Origin of the sequence: Rahnella ecdela (assembly GCF_019049625.1) — a bacterium.
Lineage (GTDB): Bacteria > Pseudomonadota > Gammaproteobacteria > Enterobacterales > Enterobacteriaceae > Rahnella > Rahnella ecdela.
Map to the genome: position 1 here is coordinate 74,034 of NZ_JAFMOY010000121.1, position 26,110 is coordinate 100,143.

Annotated in this window: 26 protein-coding genes; 15 read left to right on the forward strand and 11 right to left on the reverse strand. The window is 51.3% G+C overall.

Annotated elements, in window-relative coordinates; translation table 11 throughout:
* The first annotated feature begins 118 nt into the window (after positions 1–118).
* The 5 genes from rfaQ (at position 119) to coaD (ending at position 4,990) form a co-directional block, all read left to right on the forward strand.
* Positions 119–1,201: a putative lipopolysaccharide heptosyltransferase III gene (gene rfaQ, locus J1784_RS09245; RefSeq protein ID WP_217148955.1), complete on the forward strand. Its 1,083-nt coding sequence runs from the start codon at positions 119–121 to the stop codon at positions 1,199–1,201.
* Positions 1,194–2,339: a glycosyltransferase family 4 protein gene (locus tag J1784_RS09250; RefSeq protein WP_217148956.1), complete on the forward strand. Its 1,146-nt coding sequence runs from the start codon at positions 1,194–1,196 to the stop codon at positions 2,337–2,339. Before rfaQ ends, J1784_RS09250 begins: the two co-directional genes overlap by 8 nt.
* A 120-nt stretch (positions 2,340–2,459) precedes the next feature.
* On the forward strand, positions 2,460–3,734 hold the full coding sequence (gene waaA / locus J1784_RS09255; protein WP_217148957.1) for a lipid IV(A) 3-deoxy-D-manno-octulosonic acid transferase: 1,275 nt from the start codon (positions 2,460–2,462) through the stop codon (positions 3,732–3,734).
* Complete coding sequence (locus J1784_RS09260) at positions 3,734–4,501, forward strand: glycosyltransferase family 2 protein (protein ID WP_217148958.1); 768 nt, start codon at positions 3,734–3,736, stop codon at positions 4,499–4,501. The genes waaA and J1784_RS09260 overlap by 1 nt, the downstream gene beginning before the upstream one ends.
* 6 nt (positions 4,502–4,507) lie before the next feature.
* Complete coding sequence (gene coaD / locus J1784_RS09265) at positions 4,508–4,990, forward strand: pantetheine-phosphate adenylyltransferase (RefSeq protein WP_120509378.1); 483 nt, start codon at positions 4,508–4,510, stop codon at positions 4,988–4,990.
* A gap of 8 nt (positions 4,991–4,998) precedes the next feature.
* Here the strand turns inward: coaD and mutM are convergent, their stop codons facing one another.
* The 4 genes from mutM to radC all read right to left on the reverse strand — a co-directional run bounded on the left by mutM (position 4,999) and on the right by radC (position 7,311).
* Complete coding sequence (mutM, locus tag J1784_RS09270; RefSeq protein ID WP_217148959.1) at positions 4,999–5,808, reverse strand: bifunctional DNA-formamidopyrimidine glycosylase/DNA-(apurinic or apyrimidinic site) lyase; 810 nt, start codon at positions 5,806–5,808, stop codon at positions 4,999–5,001.
* Positions 5,809–5,949: 141 nt separating this feature from the next.
* On the reverse strand, positions 5,950–6,117 hold the full coding sequence (gene rpmG, locus J1784_RS09275) for a 50S ribosomal protein L33 (RefSeq protein WP_004392084.1): 168 nt from the start codon (positions 6,115–6,117) through the stop codon (positions 5,950–5,952).
* Between the two features lie 11 nt (positions 6,118–6,128).
* Positions 6,129–6,365 (reverse strand): 50S ribosomal protein L28, encoded by a 237-nt coding sequence (gene rpmB, locus J1784_RS09280; RefSeq protein WP_004953342.1) that lies wholly within the window; start codon positions 6,363–6,365, stop codon positions 6,129–6,131.
* A 265-nt stretch (positions 6,366–6,630) separates the two neighbouring features.
* The gene (gene radC, locus J1784_RS09285) at positions 6,631–7,311 is read right to left on the reverse strand and encodes a RadC family protein (protein WP_217148960.1); all 681 of its coding nucleotides are present in this window, start codon (positions 7,309–7,311) and stop codon (positions 6,631–6,633) included.
* Between the two features lie 188 nt (positions 7,312–7,499).
* Between radC and coaBC the strand changes: the two genes are divergently transcribed.
* From coaBC to slmA, 3 genes are all read left to right on the forward strand, one after another.
* On the forward strand, positions 7,500–8,714 hold the full coding sequence (coaBC, locus tag J1784_RS09290) for a bifunctional phosphopantothenoylcysteine decarboxylase/phosphopantothenate--cysteine ligase CoaBC (protein ID WP_217148961.1): 1,215 nt from the start codon (positions 7,500–7,502) through the stop codon (positions 8,712–8,714).
* Positions 8,692–9,150, forward strand: coding sequence for a dUTP diphosphatase (gene dut / locus J1784_RS09295; protein WP_217148962.1), 459 nt, complete (start codon positions 8,692–8,694; stop codon positions 9,148–9,150). The genes coaBC and dut overlap by 23 nt, the downstream gene beginning before the upstream one ends.
* 171 nt (positions 9,151–9,321) lie before the next feature.
* The gene (slmA, locus tag J1784_RS09300; protein WP_217148963.1) at positions 9,322–9,918 is read left to right on the forward strand and encodes a nucleoid occlusion factor SlmA; all 597 of its coding nucleotides are present in this window, start codon (positions 9,322–9,324) and stop codon (positions 9,916–9,918) included.
* 64 nt (positions 9,919–9,982) lie between these two features.
* Here the strand turns inward: slmA and J1784_RS09305 are convergent, their stop codons facing one another.
* The 4 genes from J1784_RS09305 to rph all read right to left on the reverse strand — a co-directional run bounded on the left by J1784_RS09305 (position 9,983) and on the right by rph (position 14,187).
* On the reverse strand, positions 9,983–10,519 hold the full coding sequence (locus J1784_RS09305; protein WP_217148964.1) for a GDYXXLXY domain-containing protein: 537 nt from the start codon (positions 10,517–10,519) through the stop codon (positions 9,983–9,985).
* Positions 10,506–12,713, reverse strand: a complete 2,208-nt coding sequence (locus tag J1784_RS09310; RefSeq protein ID WP_217148965.1) for a DUF2157 domain-containing protein — start codon at positions 12,711–12,713, stop codon at positions 10,506–10,508. The genes J1784_RS09305 and J1784_RS09310 overlap by 14 nt, the downstream gene beginning before the upstream one ends.
* A 32-nt stretch (positions 12,714–12,745) precedes the next feature.
* Positions 12,746–13,387, reverse strand: a complete 642-nt coding sequence (gene pyrE, locus J1784_RS09315) for an orotate phosphoribosyltransferase (RefSeq protein WP_217148966.1) — start codon at positions 13,385–13,387, stop codon at positions 12,746–12,748.
* An 83-nt stretch (positions 13,388–13,470) separates the two neighbouring features.
* Entirely contained in the window at positions 13,471–14,187 is a 717-nt protein-coding gene (rph, locus tag J1784_RS09320; RefSeq protein WP_013577632.1) for a ribonuclease PH, read from the reverse strand.
* A gap of 126 nt (positions 14,188–14,313) precedes the next feature.
* On the opposite strand from rph, the gene J1784_RS09325 reads away from it, so the two are divergent.
* Positions 14,314–15,177, forward strand: coding sequence for a YicC/YloC family endoribonuclease (locus J1784_RS09325; protein WP_217148967.1), 864 nt, complete (start codon positions 14,314–14,316; stop codon positions 15,175–15,177).
* 78 nt (positions 15,178–15,255) lie between these two features.
* Here the strand turns inward: J1784_RS09325 and fabF are convergent, their stop codons facing one another.
* Both fabF and J1784_RS09335 read right to left on the reverse strand, forming a co-directional pair.
* On the reverse strand, positions 15,256–16,530 hold the full coding sequence (gene fabF, locus J1784_RS09330) for a beta-ketoacyl-ACP synthase II (RefSeq protein WP_217148968.1): 1,275 nt from the start codon (positions 16,528–16,530) through the stop codon (positions 15,256–15,258).
* Between the two features lie 141 nt (positions 16,531–16,671).
* Positions 16,672–17,292, reverse strand: coding sequence for a TetR/AcrR family transcriptional regulator (locus tag J1784_RS09335; protein WP_217148969.1), 621 nt, complete (start codon positions 17,290–17,292; stop codon positions 16,672–16,674).
* Between the two features lie 345 nt (positions 17,293–17,637).
* Here J1784_RS09335 and J1784_RS09340 point away from each other — a divergent pair, with 345 nt between their 5' ends.
* Positions 17,638–18,255: a trimeric intracellular cation channel family protein gene (locus J1784_RS09340; RefSeq protein WP_217148970.1), complete on the forward strand. Its 618-nt coding sequence runs from the start codon at positions 17,638–17,640 to the stop codon at positions 18,253–18,255.
* A gap of 15 nt (positions 18,256–18,270) precedes the next feature.
* On the opposite strand, the gene ligB is transcribed toward J1784_RS09340, so the two are convergent.
* Positions 18,271–19,965: an NAD-dependent DNA ligase LigB gene (ligB, locus tag J1784_RS09345; RefSeq protein ID WP_217148971.1), complete on the reverse strand. Its 1,695-nt coding sequence runs from the start codon at positions 19,963–19,965 to the stop codon at positions 18,271–18,273.
* 278 nt (positions 19,966–20,243) lie between these two features.
* Between ligB and gmk the strand changes: the two genes are divergently transcribed.
* From gmk to recG, 5 genes are read left to right on the forward strand one after another with little or no spacing between them, the layout of a single operon-like run.
* Positions 20,244–20,867, forward strand: coding sequence for a guanylate kinase (gmk, locus tag J1784_RS09350; RefSeq protein WP_217148972.1), 624 nt, complete (start codon positions 20,244–20,246; stop codon positions 20,865–20,867).
* A 54-nt stretch (positions 20,868–20,921) separates the two neighbouring features.
* Positions 20,922–21,197: a DNA-directed RNA polymerase subunit omega gene (rpoZ, locus tag J1784_RS09355; protein ID WP_015699238.1), complete on the forward strand. Its 276-nt coding sequence runs from the start codon at positions 20,922–20,924 to the stop codon at positions 21,195–21,197.
* A 19-nt stretch (positions 21,198–21,216) separates the two neighbouring features.
* Positions 21,217–23,325, forward strand: a complete 2,109-nt coding sequence (gene spoT / locus J1784_RS09360) for a bifunctional GTP diphosphokinase/guanosine-3',5'-bis pyrophosphate 3'-pyrophosphohydrolase (protein ID WP_120509389.1) — start codon at positions 21,217–21,219, stop codon at positions 23,323–23,325.
* 5 nt (positions 23,326–23,330) lie between these two features.
* Positions 23,331–24,029 (forward strand): tRNA (guanosine(18)-2'-O)-methyltransferase TrmH, encoded by a 699-nt coding sequence (gene trmH, locus J1784_RS09365; protein ID WP_217148973.1) that lies wholly within the window; start codon positions 23,331–23,333, stop codon positions 24,027–24,029.
* A complete protein-coding gene (recG, locus tag J1784_RS09370) occupies positions 24,026–26,107 on the forward strand; it encodes an ATP-dependent DNA helicase RecG (RefSeq protein WP_217148974.1) in 2,082 nt (693 codons plus the stop codon). Before trmH ends, recG begins: the two co-directional genes overlap by 4 nt.
* The last annotated feature ends 3 nt before the right edge of the window (positions 26,108–26,110 follow it).

Genomic DNA, 26,110 nt, shown 5'->3' on the forward strand with positions numbered 1-26,110 from the left:
TTATAACTATTTCCTAAACGAAGTTATTTACCTTTCTATATCAGGCAGATAAATAACTTCACAGCGTAGGATTCTTCACCTAAAATCTATTCACTATATTCTAATATCAGATAATAGAATGCCTAACTCAGAAGCCAAGTACGCAGCCTTTATCCCCAGACGAATTTTGCTGGTGAAACTCCGTCATCACGGAGATATGGTGCTCACTACACCAGTGATAAACAGACTGCGACAGCATTACCCTGATGCTGAAATCGATGTGCTTCTCTATAAAGAAACCCGCCCGATCCTGAGCGAACATCCGGCGCTTTCCCATATCCATGTCATTGACAGAACATGGAAAAAACAAGGGATCCGCTATCAGTTACAGCAAGAATATAAGCTCCTGAAAGCCGTTCGTGCACGACATTATGATCTGGTGATCAATCTGGCTGATCAGTGGCGCAGTGCGCTGCTTTCATTGTTCACAGGAGCAAAAGTCCGGCTGGGTTTTGACTATAAAAAACGCCGTTCTCCGGTCTGGCGAGCGGGTCATACAGGATTGGTGACCACTGAAAATCACGGTATTTTGCATACCGTAGAACAAAACATGTCGATTTTATCTCCGCTGGGGATCTCCCTGGAGAATGCCCAAACGTCGATGCATTATTCAGAAAGTGATAAAGCTTTTTGCCAGCAGTTGCTTCTCAAACATAAGGTGACTGGCGGATACATCGTGATCCAGCCCACTTCCCGCTGGACGTTTAAATGCTGGGATGATGAGAAATTTGCCAATGTCATTGATGGACTGGCAGATACAGGGCTGACGATCGTCATGACTGCCGGCCCCGATAAAAAAGAGCTGGATATGGTGCGGAAAATCCAGGATCTCACACATAACCCGCAGGTTATTTCTGTTGCGGGGCAGTTGTCGCTTACGCAACTGGCCGCCATGATAGATGGCGCGAAACTTTTTATTGGTGTCGACTCCGCGCCTATGCATATGGCAGCAGCGCTCAATACGCCTTGTGTGGCCTTGTTTGGTCCGACAAAAATGCAGCACTGGCGCCCGTGGGGGAATAATAATACGACCCTCTGGGCCGGTGATTACGCCCCGCTGCCCGCACCGGATTCGATTGACACAAAAACCCAGCAGCGTTATTTGCATGCCATTCCGGTCAGCGATGTCATTGATGCTGCCAGGAGTTATCTGCATGACTAATTCTGCCGGTGCGAAAAGCATCCGTTTAGCGATCGTCAGACAAAAATATCGCCCGGATGGCGGCGCAGAACGCTTTATCTCCCGCGCACTGGAAGCGCTGGACGATCAGAATATCGACCTGAACATCATCACCCGCCAGTGGGAAGGTAAGCCTAATCCGAAATGGAAGATTCATCTTTGTAACCCGGCAAAATACGGTCGGGTTTCCAGAGAAAAAGGTTTTGCCGCAGCTGCGCAGCAATGCTGGGAGCAGGAGCATTTCGATATAGTACAAAGCCATGAGCGAATCCCGGGATGCGATATTTTCCGGGCGGGCGACGGAGCACACCGCGTCTGGCTTGAACAAAGGGCACGCGTCATTTCCCCTCTTCAGCGTTTTCTTACGCAAATCAGTCCCTACCATCGCTACGTCCTGCAAGCCGAAGAAGAAATGTTCCATTCGCCGGAATTGAAAAAAATCATCTGTAACTCTGAGATGGTAAAACGCGACATCATGCGTTGTTACGGCGTCGATGAAAGCCGGTTCGAAGTTATTTATAATGCTATTGATTCGCATAAGTTTATTCCGGCAACTGACGAACAACGCAATGCCTCGCGTGAAATGCTTTCTATCCCGGCAGAAGCTGTTGCGCTCATCTATGTGGGTTCAGGCTTTGAGCGCAAAGGTCTTAAACCTGCAATAGCAGCCATTGCCGCCAGTGACCGTTACCTCATCGTTGTCGGACAGGATAAAGATCAGAAAAAGTACGAATCCCTGGCAAAACAAGCGGGATGTCTCGAAAGAATCCGTTTCGCTGGCGTACAAAACAACGTGCTCCCTTACTATCACGCAGCTGACGGGATGATCTTACCGACGCTGTATGACCCGTTTCCTAACGTCATTCTTGAAGCGATGGCTTGTGGCCTTCCGGTCATCACCAGCCAGACCTGTGGCGGAGCGGAATTCATTCGGGAAGGCTATGAAGGGTTTGTTTGTGATGCGCTTGATGTGGCAAAACTCAGTGAATATGTGAAGAGAATTCCTTCCCGGCTGCATAATGCCGAAATGGGGAATTCAGCCAGAGAGCGTATTCTCCCTTATAGCCCGAAAAACCTTTCACAACAGCTGGTTGCGCTTTATCACTCGTTGCTGGCCTGATGCCATTGACGCTGACATGATGAGTCGATCACACTTATCTGGTAACATGTGCTCATCTATCCGCCGGGACTATTTTCGCTTCATGAAATTGACTTTCCCTAACGCAATGCCTGATAAAAGATGAATATTTTTTATAATATAATCATATATTTAATTCAGCCACTCATCTGGATCCGTTTACTGTTACGCAGCAGGAAGTCTCCTGCATATCGTAAACGCTGGGCTGAACGTTATGGCTTTTGCAAGGGGAAGGTTGTCTCGGGTGGCATCATGCTGCATTCCGTCTCCGTAGGCGAAACACTGGCAGCCATTCCTTTAGTCCGTGCTTTACGCCATCGCTATCCTTCCCTGCCGATTACCGTCACGACGATGACACCAACCGGCTCGGAGCGTGTTCAGTCGGCTTTCGGTAAAGGCGTGCATCATGTTTACCTGCCTTATGATCTGGCAGGATCGGTAAATCGTTTTCTGGATGAAGTGAATCCTAAGCTGGTGATCATTATGGAAACCGAGCTGTGGCCGAACCTCATCAGTGCCCTTCATCGTCGTCAGATCCCGCTGGTCATTGCCAATGCGCGCCTTTCCGCACGCTCGGCGAAGGGATATCAGAAACTGGGCAAGTTCATTCGTACCATTTTGCAACGCATCACCCTGATTGCCGCGCAAAACCAGGAAGATGGTGAACGTTTCCTTTCGTTAGGGCTGAAACGTAATCAACTCGCGGTCACCGGTAGCCTTAAATTCGATATCTCCGTGACGCCCGAACTCGCCGCCAAAGCCATTGCGCTGCGCAGTCAGTGGGCATCACGCCGTCAGGTCTGGATAGCGGCAAGTACGCATGAAGGTGAAGAAACCTTGCTGCTGGAAGCGCACAAAGAGTTGCTGAAAGCGCATCCGAACTTGCTGCTGATTCTGGTTCCGCGCCATCCTGAACGGTTCCCGGTTGCCTGTGAACTGACCCGTAAAGCCGGGCTTTCCTTCATTCAGCGCAGTTCCGGCGAAGTGCCTTCATCGGCGACTCAGGTAGTGATTGGCGATACGATGGGCGAATTAATGCTGCTTTATGGCATTGCTGATCTGGCATTTGTCGGCGGTAGTCTGGTTGATCGCGGTGGTCATAACCCGCTTGAAGCCGCGGCTCACGCCATTCCGGTTCTGATGGGGCCACATACCGTTAATTTCAAAGATATCTGCGCCAAGCTGGCTCAGGATGATGGTCTGATTACGGTGACGGATACCGCATCGCTGGTAAAAGAAATTTCGACCCTGCTCACTGACGAAGACTATCGATTGTACTATGGACGCCACGCCGTTGAAGTCCTGCATCAAAATCAGGGGGCATTGCAGCGCCTGCTGCATTTACTGGAGCCTTATCTGCCTGTCCGGAGTCATTAATGGCTGATAAAAAACGTTTATCCGTTGTACTGATTGCGCGTGATGAGGCCGGTTTGTTGCCGGAATGCCTCGAATCAGTCGCATGGGCAGATGAAATCATCCTGCTCGACTCCGGCAGCAAAGATGCAACGCAGGACGTCGCCCGCAGTTTCGGCGTGAAAGTATTTAAAAATACAGACTGGCCGGGATTCGGCAAACAACGCCAACTGGCACAAAGCCATGCCACCGGCGACTATATTTTGATGATCGATGCCGACGAACGTGTTACGCCTGAACTACGTCAGTCGATTGAAAACGTTATGAATAACCCTCAGGAAAATACCGTTTATAGCCTCGGGCGCAGTAACTTATTCCTCGGAAGATTCATGCGTCACAGCGGCTGGTATCCCGATCGCGTCAACCGTTTGTACCCTTGTGCATTCAGCTATAACGACGATCTGGTTCATGAATCACTGAACATCGGCAATGCTGTGGTCGTACCGTTGCAAGGTGATCTCCAGCATCTTACCTGTCGCAACCTTTTCACGTTTCAGCGTAAACAACTCAGCTATGCACAGGCCTGGGCGGAACAACGCCATCAGCAGGGGCGTAAGTGCAGTTTCTTCTCGATTATTTCGCATACACTGGGGGCATTCACGAAAACCTGGATACTTCGCGCTGGTTTTCTTGACGGAAAGCAGGGGTTGATCCTGGCAGGCGTCAATGCACAATATACGTTCAATAAATATGCTGCCCTGTGGGCGCTCAGCCATCAACTGCAAAAGTGAGCCGTCATGAGCACTAAGGCAATTTACCCTGGTACGTTTGACCCGATGACCAACGGACATCTCGATATCGTCACTCGTGCGGCGCTGATGTTCGACCATGTTATTCTTGCGATTGCGGCCAGTCCCAGCAAAAAACCAATGTTTTCGCTGGATGAGCGCGTGGCTCTGGCGACACAGGTGACGTCGCATCTGGATAACGTCGAAGTCATTGGATTCAGTGATCTGATGGCTAATTTTGCCAAAGCTCAGGGCGCTAACGTGCTGGTTCGTGGTTTACGTGCTGTCTCTGATTTTGAATATGAGATGCAGCTGGCGAACATGAACCGGCATTTGCTGCCGACGCTGGAAAGCGTGTTCATGATGCCATCTAAAGAGTGGTCGTTTATTTCCTCTTCTCTGGTCAAAGAAGTGGCGCGCCACGGTGGAGACATTACGCCTTTCCTGCCGCAAATCATCACTCAGGCACTGATGGAAAAAATCAGCGCCTGAATACGGTATCAGTGCTGACAGTTCGGGCAGAAAAAAGTGGTGCGCTGAGCGTGTTTCTTACTCTCAATAGGCGTACCACAAGCCCGGCAAGGTTCACCCGCTCTTCCGTACACCTGCAACTCCTGCGCAAAATATCCCGGCTTTCCATCAGACTGTAAAAAGTCTTTCAGCGTCGTCCCGCCCTGTTCAATCGAACGTAATAATACCGCTTTGATGGTACTGACCAGCAAGGCTGCTTCATCATGTTTGAGCGAATGTGCGGGTCTGTCAGGTGAAATGCCGGCAACAAACAAGGATTCGCTGGCGTAAATGTTCCCCACGCCGACCACCAGTTTGTTATCCATCAGCCACGGTTTGATCGGTAGTTTCTTCGTGCGGCATTTATCAAAAAGATAATCCGCCGTGAAATCTTCGCTCAGCGGCTCCGGCCCGAGATGCGCCAGGACATTGCTGGCGGTCAGATCAGAAGACCATAACCAGGCGCCAAAACGACGCGGATCGGTATAACGCAGCACATAGCCGGTATCCATCACCAGATCGACGTGGTCATGTTTGCCGGGCTCCGTTTCTTCCGGTAATACCCGCAAACTCCCGGACATGCCCAGATGAATGATGATCCAACCGGTTTTCAGTTCGACCAGGAGATATTTTGCGCGGCGCTGAACACTCAGAACGGGCTGATCGCTTAATGCTAAGATCTCCGCCGAGACAGGCCATCGTAAACGCGGATTGCGTACGACGGCATGGAGTATCGTGTGACCTTTCAGATAGGGTTCAATCCCTCTGCGGCTGGTTTCAACCTCAGGTAATTCCGGCATAATTTCTCCCTTAGCAGAATCAAGATCAGAGTGTGTCGCAGACACCGACATCAGGCAAATAAAAGTCGCTGAGAATAGAAATCACAAAATTCAGGCAATAAAAAACCCGGCCGGAGCCGGGTTTTTAGCAATCCACTAAAATTATTTAATTTTAGCTTCTTTGTAGATCACGTGTTGACGGACAACTGGATCGAATTTCTTCAGTTCCAATTTTTCCGGCTTAGTACGCTTGTTCTTCGTAGTGGTATAGAAGTGACCAGTACCAGCAGAAGAAACCAGCTTGATCTTCTCGCGAACACCTTTAGCCATGATGCAGTTCCTTAATACTTCTCACCGCGGGTACGCAGATCGGCCAAGACCGTCTCAATACCCTTCTTATCGATAACACGCATACCTTTAGCAGATACACGCAGAGTTACAAAGCGCTTCTCAGCCTCAACCCAAAAACGGTGGGAGTGCAGGTTCGGCAGAAAACGGCGTTTGGTCGCGTTCATTGCGTGGGAACGGTTGTTACCGCTCACCGGGCGCTTGCCAGTAACTTGGCAGACTCGGGACATGTCTATTCTCCAAAAATCAAATCAGCTCGAGCTTCGTATAGGGTATGGCCGCCTCGTCAGGCTTTTAGAGCCCATCTCAGCAAACTCCACTGAGAACCGACTCACTGTCGTCGGGTAAAAACCAATTCATCAGGTCAGAAACCTGCTGAGATAGGCTCTTAACGCCAAACCCAAGATTCTCAAAGGTGGCGTAGTATACGCTCTGTAGCGTAAGTGCTCAAGTCCCGAACAGCTAAAGATCCCTAAGGATCTTCAAAAAACGAGGTTAAATCCAACCGCGCTCGGCAAAAGATACCGTTTCTCCGTGACCTACAACCAAATGATCGAGGACACGGATCTCGAGCAGCTGGCACGCTCGAATAATCTGTTCAGTCACTTTTCTGTCCATCAGACTGGGCTCAGCCCGACCGGATGGGTGATTATGCGCCAGAATTAGGGCTGCCGCATTAACCTTCATCGCACCACGAACAATTTCGCGGGGATACACTTCTACGTGCCCAATAGTACCAGCAAACATCTCCTCATGGCGAATAACGCGATGCTGGTTGTCGAGAAAAAGTACCAGAAAGACCTCTCTTTCCCGAAAAACGAGCAAATTCTGTAAATATTCTCTGATAATCTCTGGGCTGAGCATCGCATTTTCGGCGCTAAGGTGACGCAGATAGGCGCGGCGTGATAATTCAGACACGGCGACCAGCTGGGAAAACTTGGCGACGCCCATGCCTTTAGTGCGAGCCATCGCGTCAAAATCTGCCATCAGTAACTGATGCAAAGAACCAAACTCCTCCAGCAGGTTCTTTGCCAGTTCCATCACATGCATCCCCCGGCATCCTGTGCGCAGGTAGATCGCCAGCAGTTCCTGATCCGACAGCTCTTTCGCCCCTTGTTGTAATAATTTCTCCCGCGGTGGCATCACGCCCGGCCAGAGCTCCTGTCGTTTCGTCATCCTGACTCCTTAATGGGCAGAGATTGTGGCACAACGGCAGACAACTCGTAATTTCCATCCGATCAGCTTGCGAGGCGTTACGCAGAATTTTTATTGCTCCGGTAATGGAGCATCGCCAATAGCTGTCATCATTGCGCGTTATGCTAAAATGTCGCTTCTTCCAGCTTTCAACCAATCGGACAATGATGATGACGGGACTTTCCGGCAAACATATTGTGCTCGGTATCAGCGGTGGTATCGCGGCCTATAAAGCACCAGAACTGGTACGTCGCTTACGTGAAAGAGGCGCTGAAGTCCGCGTCGTCATGACAGAAGCGGCGAAATCCTTTGTGACTCCGCTGAGCCTGCAGGCTGTTTCTGGTTATCCGGTTTCTGATGACCTGCTCGATCCGGCAGCTGAAGCGGCAATGGGTCATATCGAGTTAGGCAAATGGGCAGATTTAGTGATTATCGCCCCCGCTACAGCGGATTTGCTGGCCCGTATGAATGCCGGTATGGCGAATGACCTGCTGACGACGGTGTGTCTGGCGACAGCTGCGCCAGTCGCTGTGCTCCCGGCAATGAACCAGCAAATGTATCGCGCGACCGTCACGCAGGAGAATCTGCAAAGCCTGGCGGCGCGGGGCACGTTGTTATGGGGCCCGGACAGCGGCAGTCAGGCTTGTGGTGATGTCGGACCAGGTCGCATGCTCGATCCCCTGGTGATTGTTGATATGGCGAATGCGCATTTCTCTTCGCGCAACGATCTGGCGCATCTGAACATTATGGTGACCGCAGGTCCGACACGTGAGCCACTGGATCCGGTCCGTTTTATCAGTAATCACAGTTCAGGAAAAATGGGTTTCGCGATTGCTAAAGCCGCCGCAGAACGTGGTGCGCAGGTTACGCTGATCGCGGGACCTGTTATGCAGCAGACACCCGTAAATGTCCGTCGTGTTGATGTGGAAAGTGCCCTGGAAATGCAAAAAGCAGTGCAGCTTTCTGTTGGTTCTCAGCATATTTTTATTTCCTGCGCTGCCGTGGCAGATTACCGCGCAGAAACTATTGCTGATGAGAAAATCAAAAAGCAAGGCGATGAAATCACTGTAAAAATGGTGAAAAACCCCGACATTGTCGCGGGCGTTGCTGCCATGAAAGAGAACCGGCCATACGTCGTGGGGTTTGCCGCTGAAACCCAGAATGTGGAAGAATACGCGCGGCAAAAAAGGATCCGTAAGAATCTGGATCTGATTTGCGCCAACGATGTTTCACTTGCCGGGCAAGGTTTCAACAGCGATTCCAATGCCCTGCATCTTTTTTGGCCGGATGGGGATAAAATCTTACCGCTCAGCGATAAGTCCCTGCTTGGTCAACGTTTATTAGAAGAGATTGTCAGCCGTTATGATGAAAAAAATCGACATTAAAATTCTCGACCCGCGCATCGGTTCGACTTTCCCTCTACCGGCTTACGCGACACCAGGGTCCGCAGGTCTGGATTTACGTGCTTGTCTGGACGCGTCAGTAGAGCTGAAACCAGGTGAAACCACGCTGCTGCCAACTGGCCTGGCTATCCATATCGGTGATGCTAATCTGGCGGCGGTGATTTTGCCACGCTCCGGTCTGGGCCATAAACACGGCGTCGTGCTGGGCAATCTGGTTGGTCTTATCGACTCTGATTATCAGGGCCAGCTGATGGTGTCGGTATGGAACCGCGGCCAGACCACATTTATTATTGAACCGGGCGAGCGCATTGCACAGATGGTATTTGTGCCTGTTGTTCAGGCAGAATTCAATCTGGTGGAAGATTTTGACGCCAGTGAACGCGGCGCAGGTGGTTTTGGCCATTCTGGTCGCCAATAAGAACCTGTTCAGCACCGCAGATTTTGACGCGATATTGAACAGATCCTTATCACTATCAGACCGTAACAACGCGAAGGGAACTAAATAAGCCGCAGGATCACAGTGATTCATGCGGCAGTTGTGCGGTTTCTCCATGGTTTTAGCCGTTTTTTAGCAAGGGTCTATTCAGACATGGCAGAGAAAGAAACGACAAAAAGGAACAGGCGCGAAGAGATTTTGCAGGCGTTAGCGCAAATGCTTCAGTCCAGCGATGGCAGTCAGCGGATCACGACTGCGAAACTCGCCGCCAGTGTAGGTGTTTCAGAAGCAGCTCTTTACCGTCATTTTCCCAGTAAAACGCGGATGTTTGACAGCTTAATCGAGTTTATCGAAGACAGTCTGATCACCCGTATCAATCTCATCCTGCAGGATGAAAAAGATACCTTAAACAGAATTCGACTGATTTTGCTGCTGATTTTGGGCTTTGCCGAACGTAATCCGGGGCTGACCCGCATCATGACCGGTCATGCACTGATGTTTGAACAAGATCGCCTGCAAGGGCGCATCAACCAGCTGTTTGAGCGAATTGAAGCGCAATTGCGTCAGGTTTTGCGGGAAAAGAAAATGCGTGAAGGCAGTGGATTCATCAGCGATGAAACCCTGCTCGCCAGCCAGTTACTGGGCTTTTGCGAAGGAATGTTATCGCGCTTTGTACGCTCTGAATTTAAGTACAAACCGACTCAGGACTTCGATACCCGCTGGCCGCTTATCTCAGCTCAGTTGCAGTAAGCGCGGGAAGCAGGGACAAACGTCAGAAATCAAAAAGGGCCGAAAGGCCCTTTTGTTTTTCCCGCTACGGCTGAATCATTTTTCCATTTTCATCCAGCATCGCAGTCAGTAACGCCGTACCGTCTTCCCCGACCCTGAATGCACCATAACGCGCGCTGGCGAAACGCTCACCGTGACCTTCCTGGAAAAAGTAAGCATCCGTTCCCACCGTCAGTATTCCCGAATTCATATGATAGTTAACCCGCAACTCATCAGGTTTCAGCGGTTCACCTCTATCAAACTGCGCCTGAGTCACCTGCCGTTGCTCATTAACTGCCACAATAATTTTGCCACTGACGGGTAAACAAGTTACCTGCGGTTCAGAATCGCAAACCTGACGTTGCTGGTATAACTCCTGCTGCAAAGAGCGGGTAATGGCGTAACTTAGAGCCATGTAATCGCCCTGCATCAGGGAGCGCGGGTCCACTGGCGCAAGCTGCAATATCATCACAGCACCCTGTTTCAGCACCTGCTCTTTTTGCCAGATCCCGGCATTCACTGCGATCAGCGCCACCAGTATTACTAATCCTGCCAGCCATTTTCTCAAATTACTGGTTTGCATAAGTTTCCTCCTTATGCACCGGTATCAGTTTTTTGGCCGCAAACGCCAGCGCCAGCAGCACCACGCCTGTGACAAACAGTAAAAGGGATTTCTGCAACAAGCTGACGCCGAGGAAGTAATACCAGTCAATAACATACAGCGCGAGGAAACAGCCGCTGGCAGCCAAAATCCCCTGACTTCCCTGATAACGCGCCATCAGTAACAACCACAGGCCCAGGCCGATTCCCGGCGCATAAAAGGCTGCGATACCACACAAGATTGCCGCCACCAGAAGCAACGGGGATGAAGGCGTCTTTTTCACTACAGCCTGATACAAACATCCGAGTATTAAACCTGCGGCAATACCTGCGCCGGTTCCCAGCGAAAGAGTGAAATACCCTGCTGGACGCCAGAAAAAATCGAAGAGAAGCGAGGAATTAATAGCGGAAAAACACTGCAATATCAGGCCGGAAGGAATACCCCAGAGGAGAGGGAAAACTGCCTCAGCGCCTGTTGTGGCTTTTAAGTTAATTTGCTCCCTGAAAATCCACAGCCAGAAAATCACGATGGCAGCAATCAGCGCTGAAACTGCCCAAAAACGGGCGACCAACGGTAAATACATTCCGGCCAGCAAATTGCCGGAGAGGATCAGTAAAAATGTCAGCGCGGTTATCGCCATAAAGCGGAAAGTACGATCTGCCATTGCCAGCGCCATCACCGCAAGAACCGGCAATGAACAGAGTGAACCCACCAGAAAAGACTTTTCCCAGTCAGGCTCAAAGAGCAGAAAGAAACCAAAACAGAGGCCACAGGTTGCGGCTATCGCCCATGCCAGCCCGATATGATGCTTACTCACGCCCTGCACGCGCAAAAGTCCGCCCGCGACAAAGGCAAGTAGCAGCGAAGGAATAATCACCGTGGCAGCATTGGGATCGTTAAGCAGGCCGACAACATATAGCACCAGTATCAACAGGAGCAGAATGATCATCGCCGCCACCCAGCCACCAATACCCAGCGTCAGCCGCAGATACCAGGGGAGATGGGAGGAATGATCATATTGCTGAATCTCTTCAATTTGCGTCTGATTAAGCAAATCATGCTGGTGCAATTGTTCCGTCAGCAATGCCACTTCCGTGGCGGTAACCTCGACCGGCTGACTCTCATAGAGTTTGCGCCGCAAGTAGAGCATCAGGGCGCCACATCCCGCCAGCCATAAAGCCATCAGGCAGCCAAGCATAAACAGGCCGCCCACATCGTAAGAACTGTCGAACATCTGCATGATCAATACGCACCCGATGGCGGCTAAACTGGCGGCCCCCAGTGTCAGCATGCAAAGATCAGGATGACGATAGCGGTAGAAGAAGTAGCCCGCCAGCAAAACGAACAGCCACAAAGCCGCCACAAAGTGATGATGGGGACCGTAACCCCACCCGGATATATTTCCTGCCACGATGGACGTCAACATCAGCAGCAGAAAACCCGCCATCACGCGGGAGAACCAGCGACTGGCGAGCCAGGAATGAGGGTTGTGTTTAATGGCCCGCAGGGCAAGCACTTCACGCGTGACCAGGCACAACACCTGCATAATCAGGTAACTGTAGAGCGCGGTTGTGGGAAAATAGTCGAGGCCGTCGAATGCCGCGCTGTCCATCAGGGACATAGATACCGTGGCGTAATAGAGCTGAAACGTAAGATTGGCCAGCAACCACGAGCAGAACCACAAACTGTTCTGTCGGGCGATGAGGGCTAAAGGCAGGAAAACGAACAACCAGGCTCTGAACAATTCCCAACTGTCAGCGCCCGTCTGATAAATCTGGCCATAGAGGGCAAACAGCGCGCCAAAACTGAGACCGGCGGCCAGTAAGGCACTGCGCGCAAGTCCGTCATACCAGCGCCACCAGACGACAACGGCAAGCACAACCACCAGCAACTCTGCCAGCGCAAACTTTGCCATCTTCGGCATATCCGCCCAGTTCCAGGCGACAAAAAAAATGGCACCCGCGACCAGTGACAACAAACCCAGCAGCGAGAGTAAAGGAACAAGAAATTTTCGCCATTGCGGATAACCAGGCCGGACACCACAATAATCATAAATACGCTGACATTCAGCCGGTGTCAGGCTTCTGCCTTTAACCAGCTGCTCCGTCTGGCGACAGAGAAACTCTGCCGCCCGGGAAGGCATCCATTCTTTACTGTCCGCTTCAATTTCTGTCATGACATCCCTGCCTTTTGAACTGTTACCCGATATTAAACGCCATACTCCTGCCGGTAAGCCCGCACAGCAGCCAGATGGTCAGCCATTTCAGCTTTCTCTTCCAGATACTCAATCAGGTCAGCCAGCGTAATGATAGAAATCACTTTGCAATGATAGTCGCGCTCAACTTCCTGAATGGCGGAGATATCAGCACGTCCGCGTTCCTGACGATCCAGAGAAATCAGTACGCCTGCCAGTGTGGCTTTATTGGCACTGATAATTTCCATCGACTCACGGATGGCGGTACCGGCGGTTATCACATCATCCACCAGCATGATGCGCCCCTGCAACGGACTGCCGACCAGCAAACCGCCTTCGCCGTGGTCTTTGGCTTCTTTGCGGTTAAAGCAGTATGGCACATCGCGCTCATGGTGCTCGGCCAGCGCAACCGCAGTGGTCGTCGCGATCGGAATACCTTTGTAAGCCGGACCAAACACTAAATCGAAATCAATTTTGGAATCCACCAATGCTTCGGCATAAAAACGTCCCAGTAACGCCAGGTCACGGCCAGTATTAAACAAACCGGCATTGAAGAAGTAAGGACTGATGCGCCCGGACTTCAGGGTAAATTCGCCGAATTTCAAAACCTGTTTGTTCAGTGCGAACTCAATAAACTGGCGCTGATAGGCTTTCATTGATGGTCTCCTCGATAATGTCTTATTTCTTATTGTCAGCCCGCAGGCCATAAAAAAGGCGACTTCTCAGTCGCCTAAAAAAATTATTCCGCCAGCGCCGCTTTCTGCGCCTGGAAGATAGTGTCGATGCCCCCTCTGGCGAGGGCCAGTAAACCGAGCAACTCCTCATGACTAAACGGCTCGCCTTCTGCGGTGCCCTGCACCTCAATCATGCGGCCATCTTCCATCATCACGACGTTCATATCCGTTTCAGCTGCCGAATCTTCGACATACTCAAGGTCGCACAGCGCTTCGCCTTTGACAATCCCGACAGAAACTGCTGCAACCATGCCTTTCATCGGGTTCGCTTTCAGTTTACCCGCAGCCACCAGCGCATTCAGCGCATCGGCGAGCGCCACACAAGCACCGGAAATAGATGCAGTGCGCGTGCCGCCGTCTGCCTGCAACACATCGCAGTCGAGGGTAATGGTGAACTCACCGAGTTTTTTCAGATCCACCGCAGCACGCAGGGAACGGGCAATCAGACGCTGAATTTCCAGCGTACGGCCACCTTGCTTACCTTTTGCGGCTTCACGCGCATTACGCGTGTGAGTTGAACGCGGCAACATGCCGTACTCTGCGGTGATCCAACCTTGTCCCTGACCTTTCAGAAAACGCGGAACACCTTCCTCCACCGTGGCGGTACACAGCACTTTGGTATCACCAAACTCCACCAGCACGGAACCTTCAGCGTGTTTAGTGTAATGGCGGGTCAGTGTTACGGGGCGCACTTGTTGTGCATTTCGGCCTGCTGGACGCATGGATAGTTCTCCGGGTCGCGAATCATGTTTGGCTGCGCATTATACGGACTTCGCGAGGTAATGCCTATCATGACCCGCCCGCCGAGGCTATAATCGCTGCATCTTTATATTAACAGGTACGCATACATGATCAGAAGTATGACCGCTTATGCCCGACGCGAAATTAAGGGTGACTGGGGCAGCGCAGCGTGGGAACTCCGCTCGGTAAACCAACGTTATCTCGAAACTTACATCCGTCTGCCCGAGCAATTCCGCAGCCTGGAGCCGGTTGTCCGCGAGCGCATTCGTGCCCGTCTGACCCGCGGTAAAGTCGAATGTAATCTGCGTTTTGATCTCGATCCCGGCGCACAAAGCACATTGCAGCTTAATGAAAAACTGGCCAAGCAGCTGGTTGAAGCAGCTCAATGGGTAAAAATGCAAAGTGACGAAGGCGAAATCAATCCGCTGGAAGTGCTGCGCTGGCCGGGCGTAATGCTGGCCGAAGAACAGGATCTGGATACTATCAGCAACGAATTGCTGCTGGCGCTGGAAACAGCACTGGACGATTTCATAAGCGCCCGCGAAAGCGAAGGTGCGGCACTGAAAACGATGATCGAACAACGCCTCGATGGTGTCAGCGCAGAAGTCATTAAAGTGCGCGCCCAGATGCCAAACATTCTGCAATGGCAGCGTGAGCGTCTGGTCAGCAAGCTGGAAGATGCGCAGGTACAGCTGGAAAATCCCCGTCTGGAGCAGGAACTGGTTCTGATGGCGCAACGTGTTGATGTTGCAGAAGAGCTGGATCGTCTGGAAGCGCACGTCAAAGAAACGCACAAAATCATGAAGAAAGAAGAAGCCGTGGGCCGTCGTCTTGATTTCATGATGCAGGAATTTAACCGCGAGTCGAACACGCTGGCGTCTAAATCCATCAACGCCGATGTCACAACTTCCGCCATCGAGCTGAAAGTGTTGATCGAGCAAATGCGAGAGCAGATTCAGAATATCGAATAACTTTCCTGCCCCGCATAATAAAAACGCCTCAGGTCATCACAACCTGAGGCGTTTTTTATGCATTAACGGAGAAGGAAATTAGTTTTCCCAGCGTTTCAGCAATACGCAGGCGTTAACACCACCGAAACCGAAGCCGTTTGACAGCGCATACGTAATATCGTGTTTCTGTGCAGTGTTCCCGACGATGTTCAAACCGGCAGCTGCTTCATCTTTGTTTTCCAGATTCAGCGTCGGAGGAACAATCTGGTCGCGTACGGCCAGAATGGTGAAGATGGTTTCCAGACCGCCAGCCGCGCCCAGTAAATGTCCGGTCGCAGATTTAGTAGACGTCACCGCCAGCTTACCGTCGGTACCGAACAGGGTTTTAATCGCATTGATTTCACCCAGATCACCCACCGGCGTAGACGTTGCGTGAGCATTCAGGTGCTGAACTTCTGAAGGTTGGATCCTTGCCTGACGCAGAGCAATTTTCATTGCACGGCCAGCACCGTTGCCGTCTTCCGCACCCGAAGTCATGTGGTAAGCATCTCCGCTGGTGCCGTAACCGACAATCTCAGCCAGAATTTTGGCGCCACGAGCTTTCGCGTGTTCCAGTTCTTCGATTACCAACATGCCCGCACCTTCGCCCATGACGAAGCCATCACGTGCACTGTCGAACGGCCGGGATGCCTTTTCCGGATGATCTTCGTGACCGGTGGACATCGCTTTCGCCGCGGCAAAACCACCCAAACTAACAGTATCGATGGCCGCTTCTGCGCCGCCACAAAGTGCAACATCGGCTTCGTCATTACGAATCAGACGCACCGCATCACCAATCGCCTGAACACCCGCCGCGCAAGCCGTTACCGGCGCGCCAATCGGGCCTTTAAACTGATGCTTAATGGAAACCTGACCTGACGCCAGATTCACCAGGAATGAAGGAATAGTGAAAGGAGAAAGACGCTTAGCACCACGGCTGTCATTGGTACGCACAGCATGAGCTATCGCCGGGAAACCACCAATACCAGAACCGATGACAGTTGCAGTACGTTCCTGTTGTTCCTGAGTTTCTGCTTTCCAGCCCGCATCAGCAACGGCCATATCAGCAGCTGCCATTGCGAAAAGAATGAAACGGTCCATTTTTTTCTGGTCTTTCGGTACCACGAACTGGTCCGGATCGAATCCTGATTCAGGATCCTGTTCTTTGGTTTGTACCTGACCACCAATTTTCACGGTCAGGGTTTCAACAATCTCTTCCGGTAAAACACGGATACCAGACTGACCGGCCAGCAGGCGCTTCCAGATCGTTTCGATATCACAGCCCAGAGGACTCACAGCCCCCATGCCGGTTATAACTACTCGACGATGAGTCATAAAACATTCCTCTCTCTGTTTAGGACGTAAGTTTCTGCGGGTGCTTTTATGAACCGGCCAGAAACGGGTTTCTGAAAATAAGGCTGACAGTATGTGACGAATTACGATTTTGTAAACCCGTAACCAAAAATTTCATTATGACTATTTTGCCAGACTACGCAAAACCAGACTGGTGATCGCCTGAACGCGTTCTTCCAGCTGTTCCGGCGTTTTTTGCTCCAGCAACAACGGATGGGAGAACGGCGTAGTTACGCTGGTGATCGCCATGCAAACCTCATCCAGTGGCGTTTTACGCTCAAACTCACCGGATTCGCGCCCGTCGTTGACCACTTTCTCAACAATGCTGTACATCATAGCCCGGTGATTCAGAGTCGATTTCCACTGCTGAGCTGAAGCTGTGGCGGCCAGGTCATGTAATTTTCTGTCCTGGAAGAAGAGATCCAGGCTACGGGTCAGTAATGTTTTAAAAATAGATCGCAGACGCAGAGTCGCACTTTGGTCACTTTGTGCAATCAGCATCAGAGCTTCATCTATCTGCCCGACACGTTGCGAGCATATCGCTTCGCCAATAGCCTGTTTAGACTCAAAAAACTTGTAAATATAAGCACTTGAGACACCAATCGATTTCGCCAGATCGGCTACTGATGTCTTGGCATATCCATAAAGCCGGAAGTGCTCGAATGCCGCATCAATAATCTGTTCACGCCGTTCATGCTCGGCAGGTCCACGCTGTGTTAACGCAACCGGAATATCGGGCTTCATACACTCCTCCGGGCAGATAAAACAATTAAGCTGAGCGTCAGCGAGTGACGATTTTAATTAATCGTAACCTATAAACAGAGAAAATTCACTTCTGATAAGAAAGAGCGGGCTGGTACATAAACAGAAAGAGGAAGGCTAAAGTCACGAGCAATTGCGATTTTTCTAATCTAAAATAACCCGACATTCTTATTCATCCTTTCGCACAGGCAAGCCTCAGGGGTGAACGCATTAGATTTAGTAATTTCAAAATCAATGCAAAAGAAAAACTCAGTCGAGAGGCAATGGGAAACTCATTACTCTACGCGGCTACCGCTTTCTCATTACTGATTCGTCTGGCGCACATCGATGTTACTCACTGTTCTTTATATTATTGGGATCACCGCAGAGGCCATGACCGGCGCTCTTGCTGCCGGACGGCGCAAAATGGACTCCTTTGGCGTCATTATTATCGCAGCTGCAACGGCTATTGGCGGTGGCTCTGTCCGCGACATGCTGCTGGGGCACTATCCTCTGGGATGGGTCAAGCATCCGGAATACATTGTCATTGTGGCCGTCGCCGCACTCATGACTACCTGGCTGGCACCGCTGATGCAACACCTGCGCCGTCTCTTTTTAGTACTGGATGCGCTGGGGCTGGTGGTGTTTTCTATTATCGGGACACAAGTGGCTCTCGATATGGGGCATGGGCCTATCATCGCTTCCGTTTGCGCTGTCATTACCGGCGTTTTCGGTGGTGTCCTGCGGGACATGATGTGTAATCAGATCCCGCTGGTCTTTCAGAAAGAAATTTACGCTGGCGTTTCTTTTGCCTCTGCCTGGGTCTACATCGGGCTGCAATATTTCTCGCTGCCGCACAATCTGGTGGTGATCATCACCCTGCTGGTCGGTTTTATTGCCCGCCTGATTGCGTTGAGGTTCCGCCTTGGATTGCCTGTCTTCAATTATCCGCATTCGGACCATTAGCCCGGTTTCTATACCTCACTGAAAGGCAGGCAAATGCGCATGCCTTAATGCCTCGGCGATTGCGATAACCTGCGGATGATGAATAAATTCAAAAATTTGCTGCGCTCGTGTTTTCCCTATTCCTGCTGTCGCCTCCCACTCCTGCGAGTTCAAAGCTTTCAGCTGATCCCAGGAATGCTGATTCTCTGCAAATTTCAGTGCAAATGATGGAAAACCCATTGCAGAAAGCCAGTGTTGAAAATCTTTTTCCCGTGCCAGGGAAATCTGGGCAACCAGTTTCTGAGCCTGTTTAACGCTTATCCCCGGAACCTCAGCCATCTCTTTTTCGTTGATATCTAACCAGCTGACCAGCGAATCAGCAGGAAAAGCATCGAGCAACTTTTGCCAGGTTGCTCCACCAAATCCGGCCATATCTAACGCTTCTGGCCCGCTTAACCAGATCAGACGGGACAAGAACTGCTGCGTACAGCCAGGTTCAGGCGTAAAACAGGAAAAAGCATTGTATAGCTGCGGGTCTGGTAATTGCAGGACTTGGCGCTCGCTGACACGCCATACCACTTCATCAAGACGCGGTATTCCCTGCCCGGCCAGTGTAATGGCCACCTGATCGCCGGGGAGCACATCCCATTTTCGAAAACGGCTGACCGATCCCACGCTCACCTTATTCACCCATTTGTCATCCAGTCTGAGGCTTTTCAGATTCAGAATGACGGTGACTTTCCCGCTTCGCCCGATAGTCGTCGTGATGCCAGCAACTTCTGTGAGTTGTCTTGCCGGAGGATATTTCCATGCCACAGCCCAGCTTGCTGGCTTATTTTTCCAATATTTACCCGCCGGTTCTTCTTCCTGGCGGATGACTACCCCATCAGTCGCAAAAGGCAAAGGCTGGAGAAACCAAATATCTCGCCATGTAGCCACCTCATCAACAGAACTCACGGGCAGGGTGTACTGAGAAACCGCAGGAAAACCTATCTGGCTTAGTTTCTCAAGGCGAGAAGCCATACCGACAGGGCCATCCGGCCACGACCAGATAAAAATTCCCAGCTGATTCAATATGTCAGAAGCAGTAGTACGCATCATTGCACCCGCAACTTTCGATCGTGCATTCATGCCGCCATCAGCATTTTGCTGATGACCGGTCATCTTCAGATACAGCTCGCCCTGTAATACCAGTTCGGGACTGATATCCTTAATTTTGAGCGGGATAGCCGGGATCAACGAAGCTTTTGCCGTCCAGCTTTGCCCTTTTTCGCCATCACCGCGGCTTAACAACGCTGCCAGTTGTCCGTACCGGTAAACCAGCGACACAGCCACGCCATCTATTTTGGGTTGCACCCAAAGATTTTTACGCCCCTCCATCCAGTCTGCAACAGCCTGCTTGTCTCTCATTTTGTTCAGCCCTGTGTGGGAAACCGGATGAACAGAAATGGCATCATCCGCGCGGGGGATCACGGGTGCGGGTAATATCTGACCAGCGCATTGCATCCAAAAACTTTGTTTCTGTCGTAAATTGTCATACACAGAATCCTCCACCGGGCTGACGCCTGACTGGTGATAAGCAGTGTCCCATTGCGCAAGTTGTGCCGTGAGCTTGAGTGTTTCCTTTTCCAGATGTGTTGCCGGCCAGTCCGGGCACGCTCCATCAGGCAACGCTGCGCAAAAAGTAGAAAAATGGATAAATATCAGGCTGATAATCAATAATTGGCGCATTAGCACCTCCTTGTGGGTGCCAGTAAGCGCCCCGGGGAAGTACTGCGCCAGTCTCATTTTCTATTCCTGCGAGAGGCTTCCACAGATATTTAGCGAGTTGCTGTAACGAAAAGAAATTTTGGAATACGGCGCGTAAATCTGCCAAGAAAGGTTATTTTCCCGTGCGAAGTTACGATGAAATACGTCTGGGCGCTGCACCGAATGCGGCGAGCGTGTATACTGTGCGAGAGATCACTCTTCGCATACTTCCTATCAACCCATTCAGTTGAAACGTCATCATGGTTCAAGGCACGCTATATATTGTCTCCGCCCCTAGTGGAGCAGGTAAATCAAGTCTGATTCAGGCTTTACTTAAAACACAACCGCTCTACGACACACAGGTTTCTATTTCTCATACCACCCGTTCAATACGACCGGGCGAGAAACACAGCGAACATTACTTCTTTGTCTCTAAAGAAGAGTTTCGCGAGATGATTGAACGTGATGCCTTTTTAGAACACGCAGAAGTTTTCGGTAATTATTACGGCACTTCACGTGAAACCATTGAGCAGGTTTTAGCTTCTGGTGTGGATGTTTTCCTGGATATCGACTGGCAGGGCGCTCAGCAAATCCGGAAAAAAATGCCTCAGGCACGCAGTATCTTTGTATTGCCGCCATCAAAAGATGAACTTGATCGTCGCCTGCGTGGCCGTGGTCAGGACAGCGAAGAAATTATCGCAAAACGTATGGCGCAGGCTGTTGCAGAAATGACGCACTTTGCCGAATACGACTATTTAATTGTGAATGATGATTTTGATCTGGCGTTATCGGATTTAAAAACCATTATTCGCGCCGAACGTCTGCGTCTGAGCCGTCAGCGGCTCCGTCATGACGGATTAATCACCAAACTATTGGCAGACTGAAGTCACTTTCAGTATTATGCCCAGTCTTTCGTCACCCTGTGGAGTAGCACATATATGGCACGCGTAACTGTTCAAGACGCTGTTGAGAAAATTGGTAACCGTTTTGACCTGGTGTTGGTGGCTGCTCGTCGCGCACGCCAGCTGCAATCTGGTGGTAAAGATCCACTGGTTGCTGAAGAAAACGATAAATTCACCGTTATTGCCCTGCGCGAAATCGAAGAAGGCCTGATCACGAATCAGATCCTCGACGTTCGTGACCGTCAGGAGCAGCAAGAGCAGGAAGCCGCAGAGATTCAGGCAGTGACTGCCATCGCTGAAGGCCGTCGTTAATTAACGAAACGGATCTCACTTGTATATCTTTGAAAGCCTGAATCAACTGATTCAAAAATACCTGCCGGAGGAGCAAATTAAGCGCCTCGTGCAGGCTTACCTCGTGGCGCGGGATGCGCACGAGGGGCAGACACGCTCCAGCGGTGAGCCTTATATTACTCACCCGGTAGCCGTGGCCTGTATTTTGGCTGAAATGAGGCTCGATCATGAGACTCTGATGGCGGCGTTATTACACGACGTTATCGAAGACACGCCTGCAACTTACCAGGATATGGAACAACTGTTTGGCAAGAGCGTTGCTGAGCTGGTTGAAGGCGTTTCAAAGTTAGACAAGCTGAAATTCCGCGATAAGAAAGAAGCGCAGGCGGAAAACTTCCGCAAAATGGTCATGGCGATGGTACAAGACATCCGCGTCATTTTGATCAAACTCGCTGACCGTACCCATAACATGCGCACACTGGGCTCTTTACGCCCGGATAAACGTCGCCGCATTGCCCGCGAAACGCTGGAAATTTACAGTCCGCTGGCACACCGTTTGGGTATTCACCATCTGAAAACCGAGCTCGAAGAGCTGGGCTTCGAAGCACTCTATCCAAACCGTTATCGCGTCATTAAAGAAGTGGTGAAAGCCGCGCGTGGTAACCGTAAAGAGATGATCCAAAAAATCCTCTCTGAGATTGAGGGCCGTTTAACCGAAGCCGGTATTCAGTGCCGAGTGAGTGGTCGTGAAAAACATCTGTATTCTATCTATTGCAAAATGCACCTTAAGGAACAGCGTTTCCATTCCATTATGGATATTTACGCTTTCCGGGTGATCGTTAAAGACCTCGATACCTGTTATCGCGTATTAGGACAGGCACACAGCCTTTACAAACCGCGTCCAGGCAGGGTCAAAGATTACATCGCAATCCCAAAAGCTAACGGCTATCAATCCTTGCATACTTCACTTATCGGCCCGCACGGCGTACCGGTTGAAGTGCAGATCCGTACTGAAGATATGGATCAGATGGCAGAGATGGGGGTTGCGGCTCACTGGGCTTACAAAGAGAACAGTGAAACCAGCACCACAGCGCAAATACGCGCTCAACGCTGGTTACAGAGTTTGCTTGAGCTGCAACAAAGCGCAGGCAACTCCTTTGAATTTATCGAAAGCGTGAAATCGGATCTGTTCCCGGACGAGATTTATGTCTTTACGCCGGAAGGCCGTATCGTCGAATTGCCAGCAGGCGCGACACCGGTCGACTTTGCTTACGCCGTGCATACCGATATCGGTCATGCCTGCGTGGGTGCCCGCGTTGACCGTCAGCCTTATCCGCTTTCACAGCCGCTGACCAGCGGCCAGACTATCGAAATCATTACCGCACCGGGTGCCCGCCCGAATGCTGCCTGGCTGAACTTTGTCGTCAGCTCACGCGCTCGCGCCAAAATCCGCCAGATGCTTAAAAACCTGAAACGTGATGACTCCGTTTCACTGGGCCGTCGTCTGCTGAACCACGCGCTGGGCGCCGGTAAAAAACTGTCAGATATTCCGCCAGAAAACATCAAAAACGAGCTGGATCGTATGAAGCTCGCCGCGATGGATGATCTGCTGGCTGAAATTGGTCTCGGCAATGCCATGAGCGTTGTTGTTGCTAAAAATCTGATGGGCGATCAGTCTTCCATGGCAACATCGGGTACGCGCAATCTGCCGATTAAAGGCGCAGATGGCGTACTGATCACGTTCGCAAAATGCTGCCGTCCGATCCCAGGCGACCCGATTATTGCCCACGTCAGTCCGGGCAAAGGTCTGGTTATCCACCATGAATCCTGCCGTAACATTCGTGGCTATCAGAAAGAACCTGAGAAATTCATGGCCGTTGACTGGGATGACCATCAGGAAACGGATCAGGAATTCATCGCGGAAATTAAAGTCGATATGTTCAACCATCAGGGTGCGCTGGCAAACCTGACTGCGGCAATTAATGCCGCACAGTCGAACATTCAGAGTCTGAGCACCGAAGAAAAAGACGGTCGCGTCTACAGCGCCTTTATCCGCCTGACGACCCGCGATCGCGTTCATCTGGCGAATATCATGCGTAAAATTCGTATCATGCCGGACGTCATCAAAGTTACCCGCAACCGAAACTGATTGTTATGACCCCAGAACGTTATGCGCGCATCCGTGAAATGCTTGCGGCCCGACAGCCAGACCTGACGGTCTGCATGGAACAGGTGCATAAACCGCATAACGTTTCTGCCGTCATTCGCACGGCAGATGCCGTCGGCGTTCACGAAATCCATGCGGTCTGGCCTACCACCCGAATGAAAACGCTGGTCTCTTCGGCGGCGGGCAGCAACAGCTGGGTTCAGGTTAAAACACACAAAACCATTCAGGATGCCGTCGCCAAAATGAAGGCGAAGGGTATGCAAATACTCGCCACGAATCTTTCCGAAAAAGCCGTCGATTTCCGTGCGATTGATTACACCCGCCCGACCTGCATTTTGCTGGGTCAGGAAAAAACCGGTATCACACCGGAGGCATTAGCACTGGCAGACAGCGATATCATCATTCCGATGATCGGTATGGTGCAATCCCTGAACGTATCTGTCGCTTCAGCGCTTATCCTTTATGAAGCCCAGCGCCAGCGCGAAAACGCGGGATTGTATCGCCGCGAAACCAGTCTGCTAAGCGAAAAAGAACAACAGCGTCTGCTTTTTGAAGGCGGCTATCCTGTTTTGTCGAATGTGGCGAAGCGAAAGAAACTTCCGCGCCCTTTCATTGACGATCACGGGCAAATCGTTGCCGATGATGAATGGTGGTCTGCGATGCAAATGACGGTTAAGAAAAGATGAAAGGCCGCCTGCTCGACGCCATCCCGCTGACGTCGCTTTCCGGCGTCGGAGCCAGTCAGGCAGACAAACTCGCTAAAATTGGCCTTGAAACCATTCAGGATTTACTGCTTCATCTTCCTTTACGTTATGAAGACCGCACCCGCCTTTACACCATCAATGATTTACAGCCCGGCATTTTCGCAACTATAGAAGGCGAGGTGCTGCGCAGTGATATCAGTTTTGGCCGCCGCAGAATGCTGACCTGTCAGATAAGCGACGGCACCGGCATGGTGACATTGCGCTTCTTCAATTTTAACGCTGCGATGAAAAATAGTCTGGCCGCAGGCCGTCATGTCACCGCTTATGGCGAAATTAAACGCGGCACAATTGGCGCAGAAATTATTCATCCTGAATACCGCATTCAGGGTGAAAACAGCGAAGTGGTTTTACAGGAATCACTGACGCCGGTCTATCCGACAACGGAAGGTATTCGCCAGGCAACACTGCGTAAGCTGACCGATCAGGCGCTGGAATTGCTCGATACCGTCCCTATCGCAGAATTATTGCCGGAAGAACTGAGCCGTTCGCTAATACCACTTCCTCAGGCGCTGCATTTACTGCACCGCCCGCCGCCAGATATCCAGCTCGCCGATCTTGAGAAAGGTCATCATCCTGCTCAACGCCGCCTGATTATGGAAGAACTGCTGGCGCATAATCTCAGTATGCTGGCCGTCCGCGCTGGCACACAAAGCTATAAAGCCCTGCCGCTGCATCATGACGACCGGCTGAAAAATCAATTCCTCGCGTCCCTCCCCTTCAGTCCGACCGGTGCGCAACAGCGCGTGGTGGCTGAAATCGAGCAGGATCTGGCGAAAAGTTACCCGATGATGCGGTTGGTTCAGGGCGATGTGGGTTCCGGCAAAACGCTGGTGGCTGCTCTCGCCGCACTTTGCGCTATCGCTCAGGGGCAACAGGTCGGATTAATGGCACCGACTGAATTACTGGCCGAACAGCACGCCAATAATTTCCGTCAGTGGTTTGAACCGCTGGGTATTCAGGTTGGCTGGCTGGCCGGTAAGCAAAAAGGTAAAGCACGACAGGCTCAGCAGGATGCTATCGCCAGTGGCCAGGTTTCCATGGTGGTGGGCACACACGCCATTTTCCAGGAGCAGGTACAGTTCTCGTCATTGTCCTTGGTCATCATTGATGAACAACACCGGTTTGGCGTACATCAGCGTCTGGCACTGTGGGAAAAGGGGCTGCAACAGGGCTTCCATCCTCATCAGTTGATTATGACGGCGACACCCATCCCGCGAACACTGGCCATGACTGCCTATGCGGATCTTGATACGTCAGTGATCGACGAACTGCCGCCGGGCCGTACGCCGGTGACCACCGTCGCCATTCCTGATACACGCCGAAGTGACATTATCAGCCGCGTCAAAAGTGCCTGTGAGCAGGAGAACCGTCAGGCCTATTGGGTTTGTACGCTGATTGAAGAATCGGAAATGCTCGAGGCTCAGGCGGCAGAAGCGACCTGGGAAGGGCTGAAAGAAGCCCTTCCGGCACTGAATGTCGGGCTGGTGCATGGCCGTATGAAAGCGCAGGAAAAGCAGGCCGTCATGCAGGCATTTAAACAAGGCGAAGTGCAGCTTCTGGTGGCAACGACCGTTATTGAAGTCGGCGTTGACGTGCCCAATGCCAGTCTGATGATAATCGAAAATCCGGAGCGTTTAGGACTGGCGCAGCTGCACCAGCTGCGCGGACGCGTCGGGCGTGGAGCAGTGGCCTCGCATTGTGTTCTGCTCTATAAAACTCCGCTTAGCAAAACCGCACAGAAGCGTTTGCAAGTGCTGCGTGACAGTAACGATGGCTTTGTCATCGCCCAGCAGGATTTAGAGATCCGCGGGCCGGGTGAGTTACTGGGTACGCGCCAGACCGGCAGCGCCGAGTTCAAAGTTGCGGACTTGCTGCGCGATCAGGCGATGATCCCAGACGTCCAGCGTATTGCGCGCTATCTCCAGCAGCAGTTCCCGGAACATGCCAAGGCACTGATTGAGCGCTGGCTGCCGGAAAGAGTCAGATACACTAACGCCTGATCC

Bases quoted from the DNA above. Each gene is read 5' to 3' on its own strand.
- coaBC (WP_217148961.1), top strand. From the start codon at position 7,500: ATGACGGGACTTTCCGGCAAACATATTGTGCTCGGTATCAGCGGTGGT.
- rpoZ (WP_015699238.1), top strand. From the start codon at position 20,922: ATGGCACGCGTAACTGTTCAAGACGCTGTTGAGAAAATTGGTAACCGT.
- fabF (WP_217148968.1), bottom strand. From the start codon at position 16,530: ATGACTCATCGTCGAGTAGTTATAACCGGCATGGGGGCTGTGAGTCCT.
- mutM (WP_217148959.1), bottom strand. From the start codon at position 5,808: ATGCCGGAATTACCTGAGGTTGAAACCAGCCGCAGAGGGATTGAACCC.
- rph (WP_013577632.1), bottom strand. From the start codon at position 14,187: ATGCGTCCAGCAGGCCGAAATGCACAACAAGTGCGCCCCGTAACACTG.
- rpmB (WP_004953342.1), bottom strand. From the start codon at position 6,365: ATGTCCCGAGTCTGCCAAGTTACTGGCAAGCGCCCGGTGAGCGGTAAC.
- slmA (WP_217148963.1), top strand. From the start codon at position 9,322: ATGGCAGAGAAAGAAACGACAAAAAGGAACAGGCGCGAAGAGATTTTG.
- pyrE (WP_217148966.1), bottom strand. From the start codon at position 13,387: ATGAAAGCCTATCAGCGCCAGTTTATTGAGTTCGCACTGAACAAACAG.
- J1784_RS09310 (WP_217148965.1), bottom strand. From the start codon at position 12,713: ATGACAGAAATTGAAGCGGACAGTAAAGAATGGATGCCTTCCCGGGCG.
- J1784_RS09325 (WP_217148967.1), top strand. From the start codon at position 14,314: ATGATCAGAAGTATGACCGCTTATGCCCGACGCGAAATTAAGGGTGAC.
- rpmG (WP_004392084.1), bottom strand. From the start codon at position 6,117: ATGGCTAAAGGTGTTCGCGAGAAGATCAAGCTGGTTTCTTCTGCTGGT.
- dut (WP_217148962.1), top strand. From the start codon at position 8,692: ATGATGAAAAAAATCGACATTAAAATTCTCGACCCGCGCATCGGTTCG.
- J1784_RS09335 (WP_217148969.1), bottom strand. From the start codon at position 17,292: ATGAAGCCCGATATTCCGGTTGCGTTAACACAGCGTGGACCTGCCGAG.
- gmk (WP_217148972.1), top strand. From the start codon at position 20,244: ATGGTTCAAGGCACGCTATATATTGTCTCCGCCCCTAGTGGAGCAGGT.
- trmH (WP_217148973.1), top strand. From the start codon at position 23,331: ATGACCCCAGAACGTTATGCGCGCATCCGTGAAATGCTTGCGGCCCGA.
- radC (WP_217148960.1), bottom strand. From the start codon at position 7,311: ATGACGAAACGACAGGAGCTCTGGCCGGGCGTGATGCCACCGCGGGAG.
- ligB (WP_217148971.1), bottom strand. From the start codon at position 19,965: ATGCGCCAATTATTGATTATCAGCCTGATATTTATCCATTTTTCTACT.
- J1784_RS09250 (WP_217148956.1), top strand. From the start codon at position 1,194: ATGACTAATTCTGCCGGTGCGAAAAGCATCCGTTTAGCGATCGTCAGA.
- recG (WP_217148974.1), top strand. From the start codon at position 24,026: ATGAAAGGCCGCCTGCTCGACGCCATCCCGCTGACGTCGCTTTCCGGC.
- coaD (WP_120509378.1), top strand. From the start codon at position 4,508: ATGAGCACTAAGGCAATTTACCCTGGTACGTTTGACCCGATGACCAAC.
- J1784_RS09340 (WP_217148970.1), top strand. From the start codon at position 17,638: ATGTTACTCACTGTTCTTTATATTATTGGGATCACCGCAGAGGCCATG.
- J1784_RS09305 (WP_217148964.1), bottom strand. From the start codon at position 10,519: ATGCAAACCAGTAATTTGAGAAAATGGCTGGCAGGATTAGTAATACTG.
- waaA (WP_217148957.1), top strand. From the start codon at position 2,460: ATGAATATTTTTTATAATATAATCATATATTTAATTCAGCCACTCATC.
- rfaQ (WP_217148955.1), top strand. From the start codon at position 119: ATGCCTAACTCAGAAGCCAAGTACGCAGCCTTTATCCCCAGACGAATT.
- J1784_RS09260 (WP_217148958.1), top strand. From the start codon at position 3,734: ATGGCTGATAAAAAACGTTTATCCGTTGTACTGATTGCGCGTGATGAG.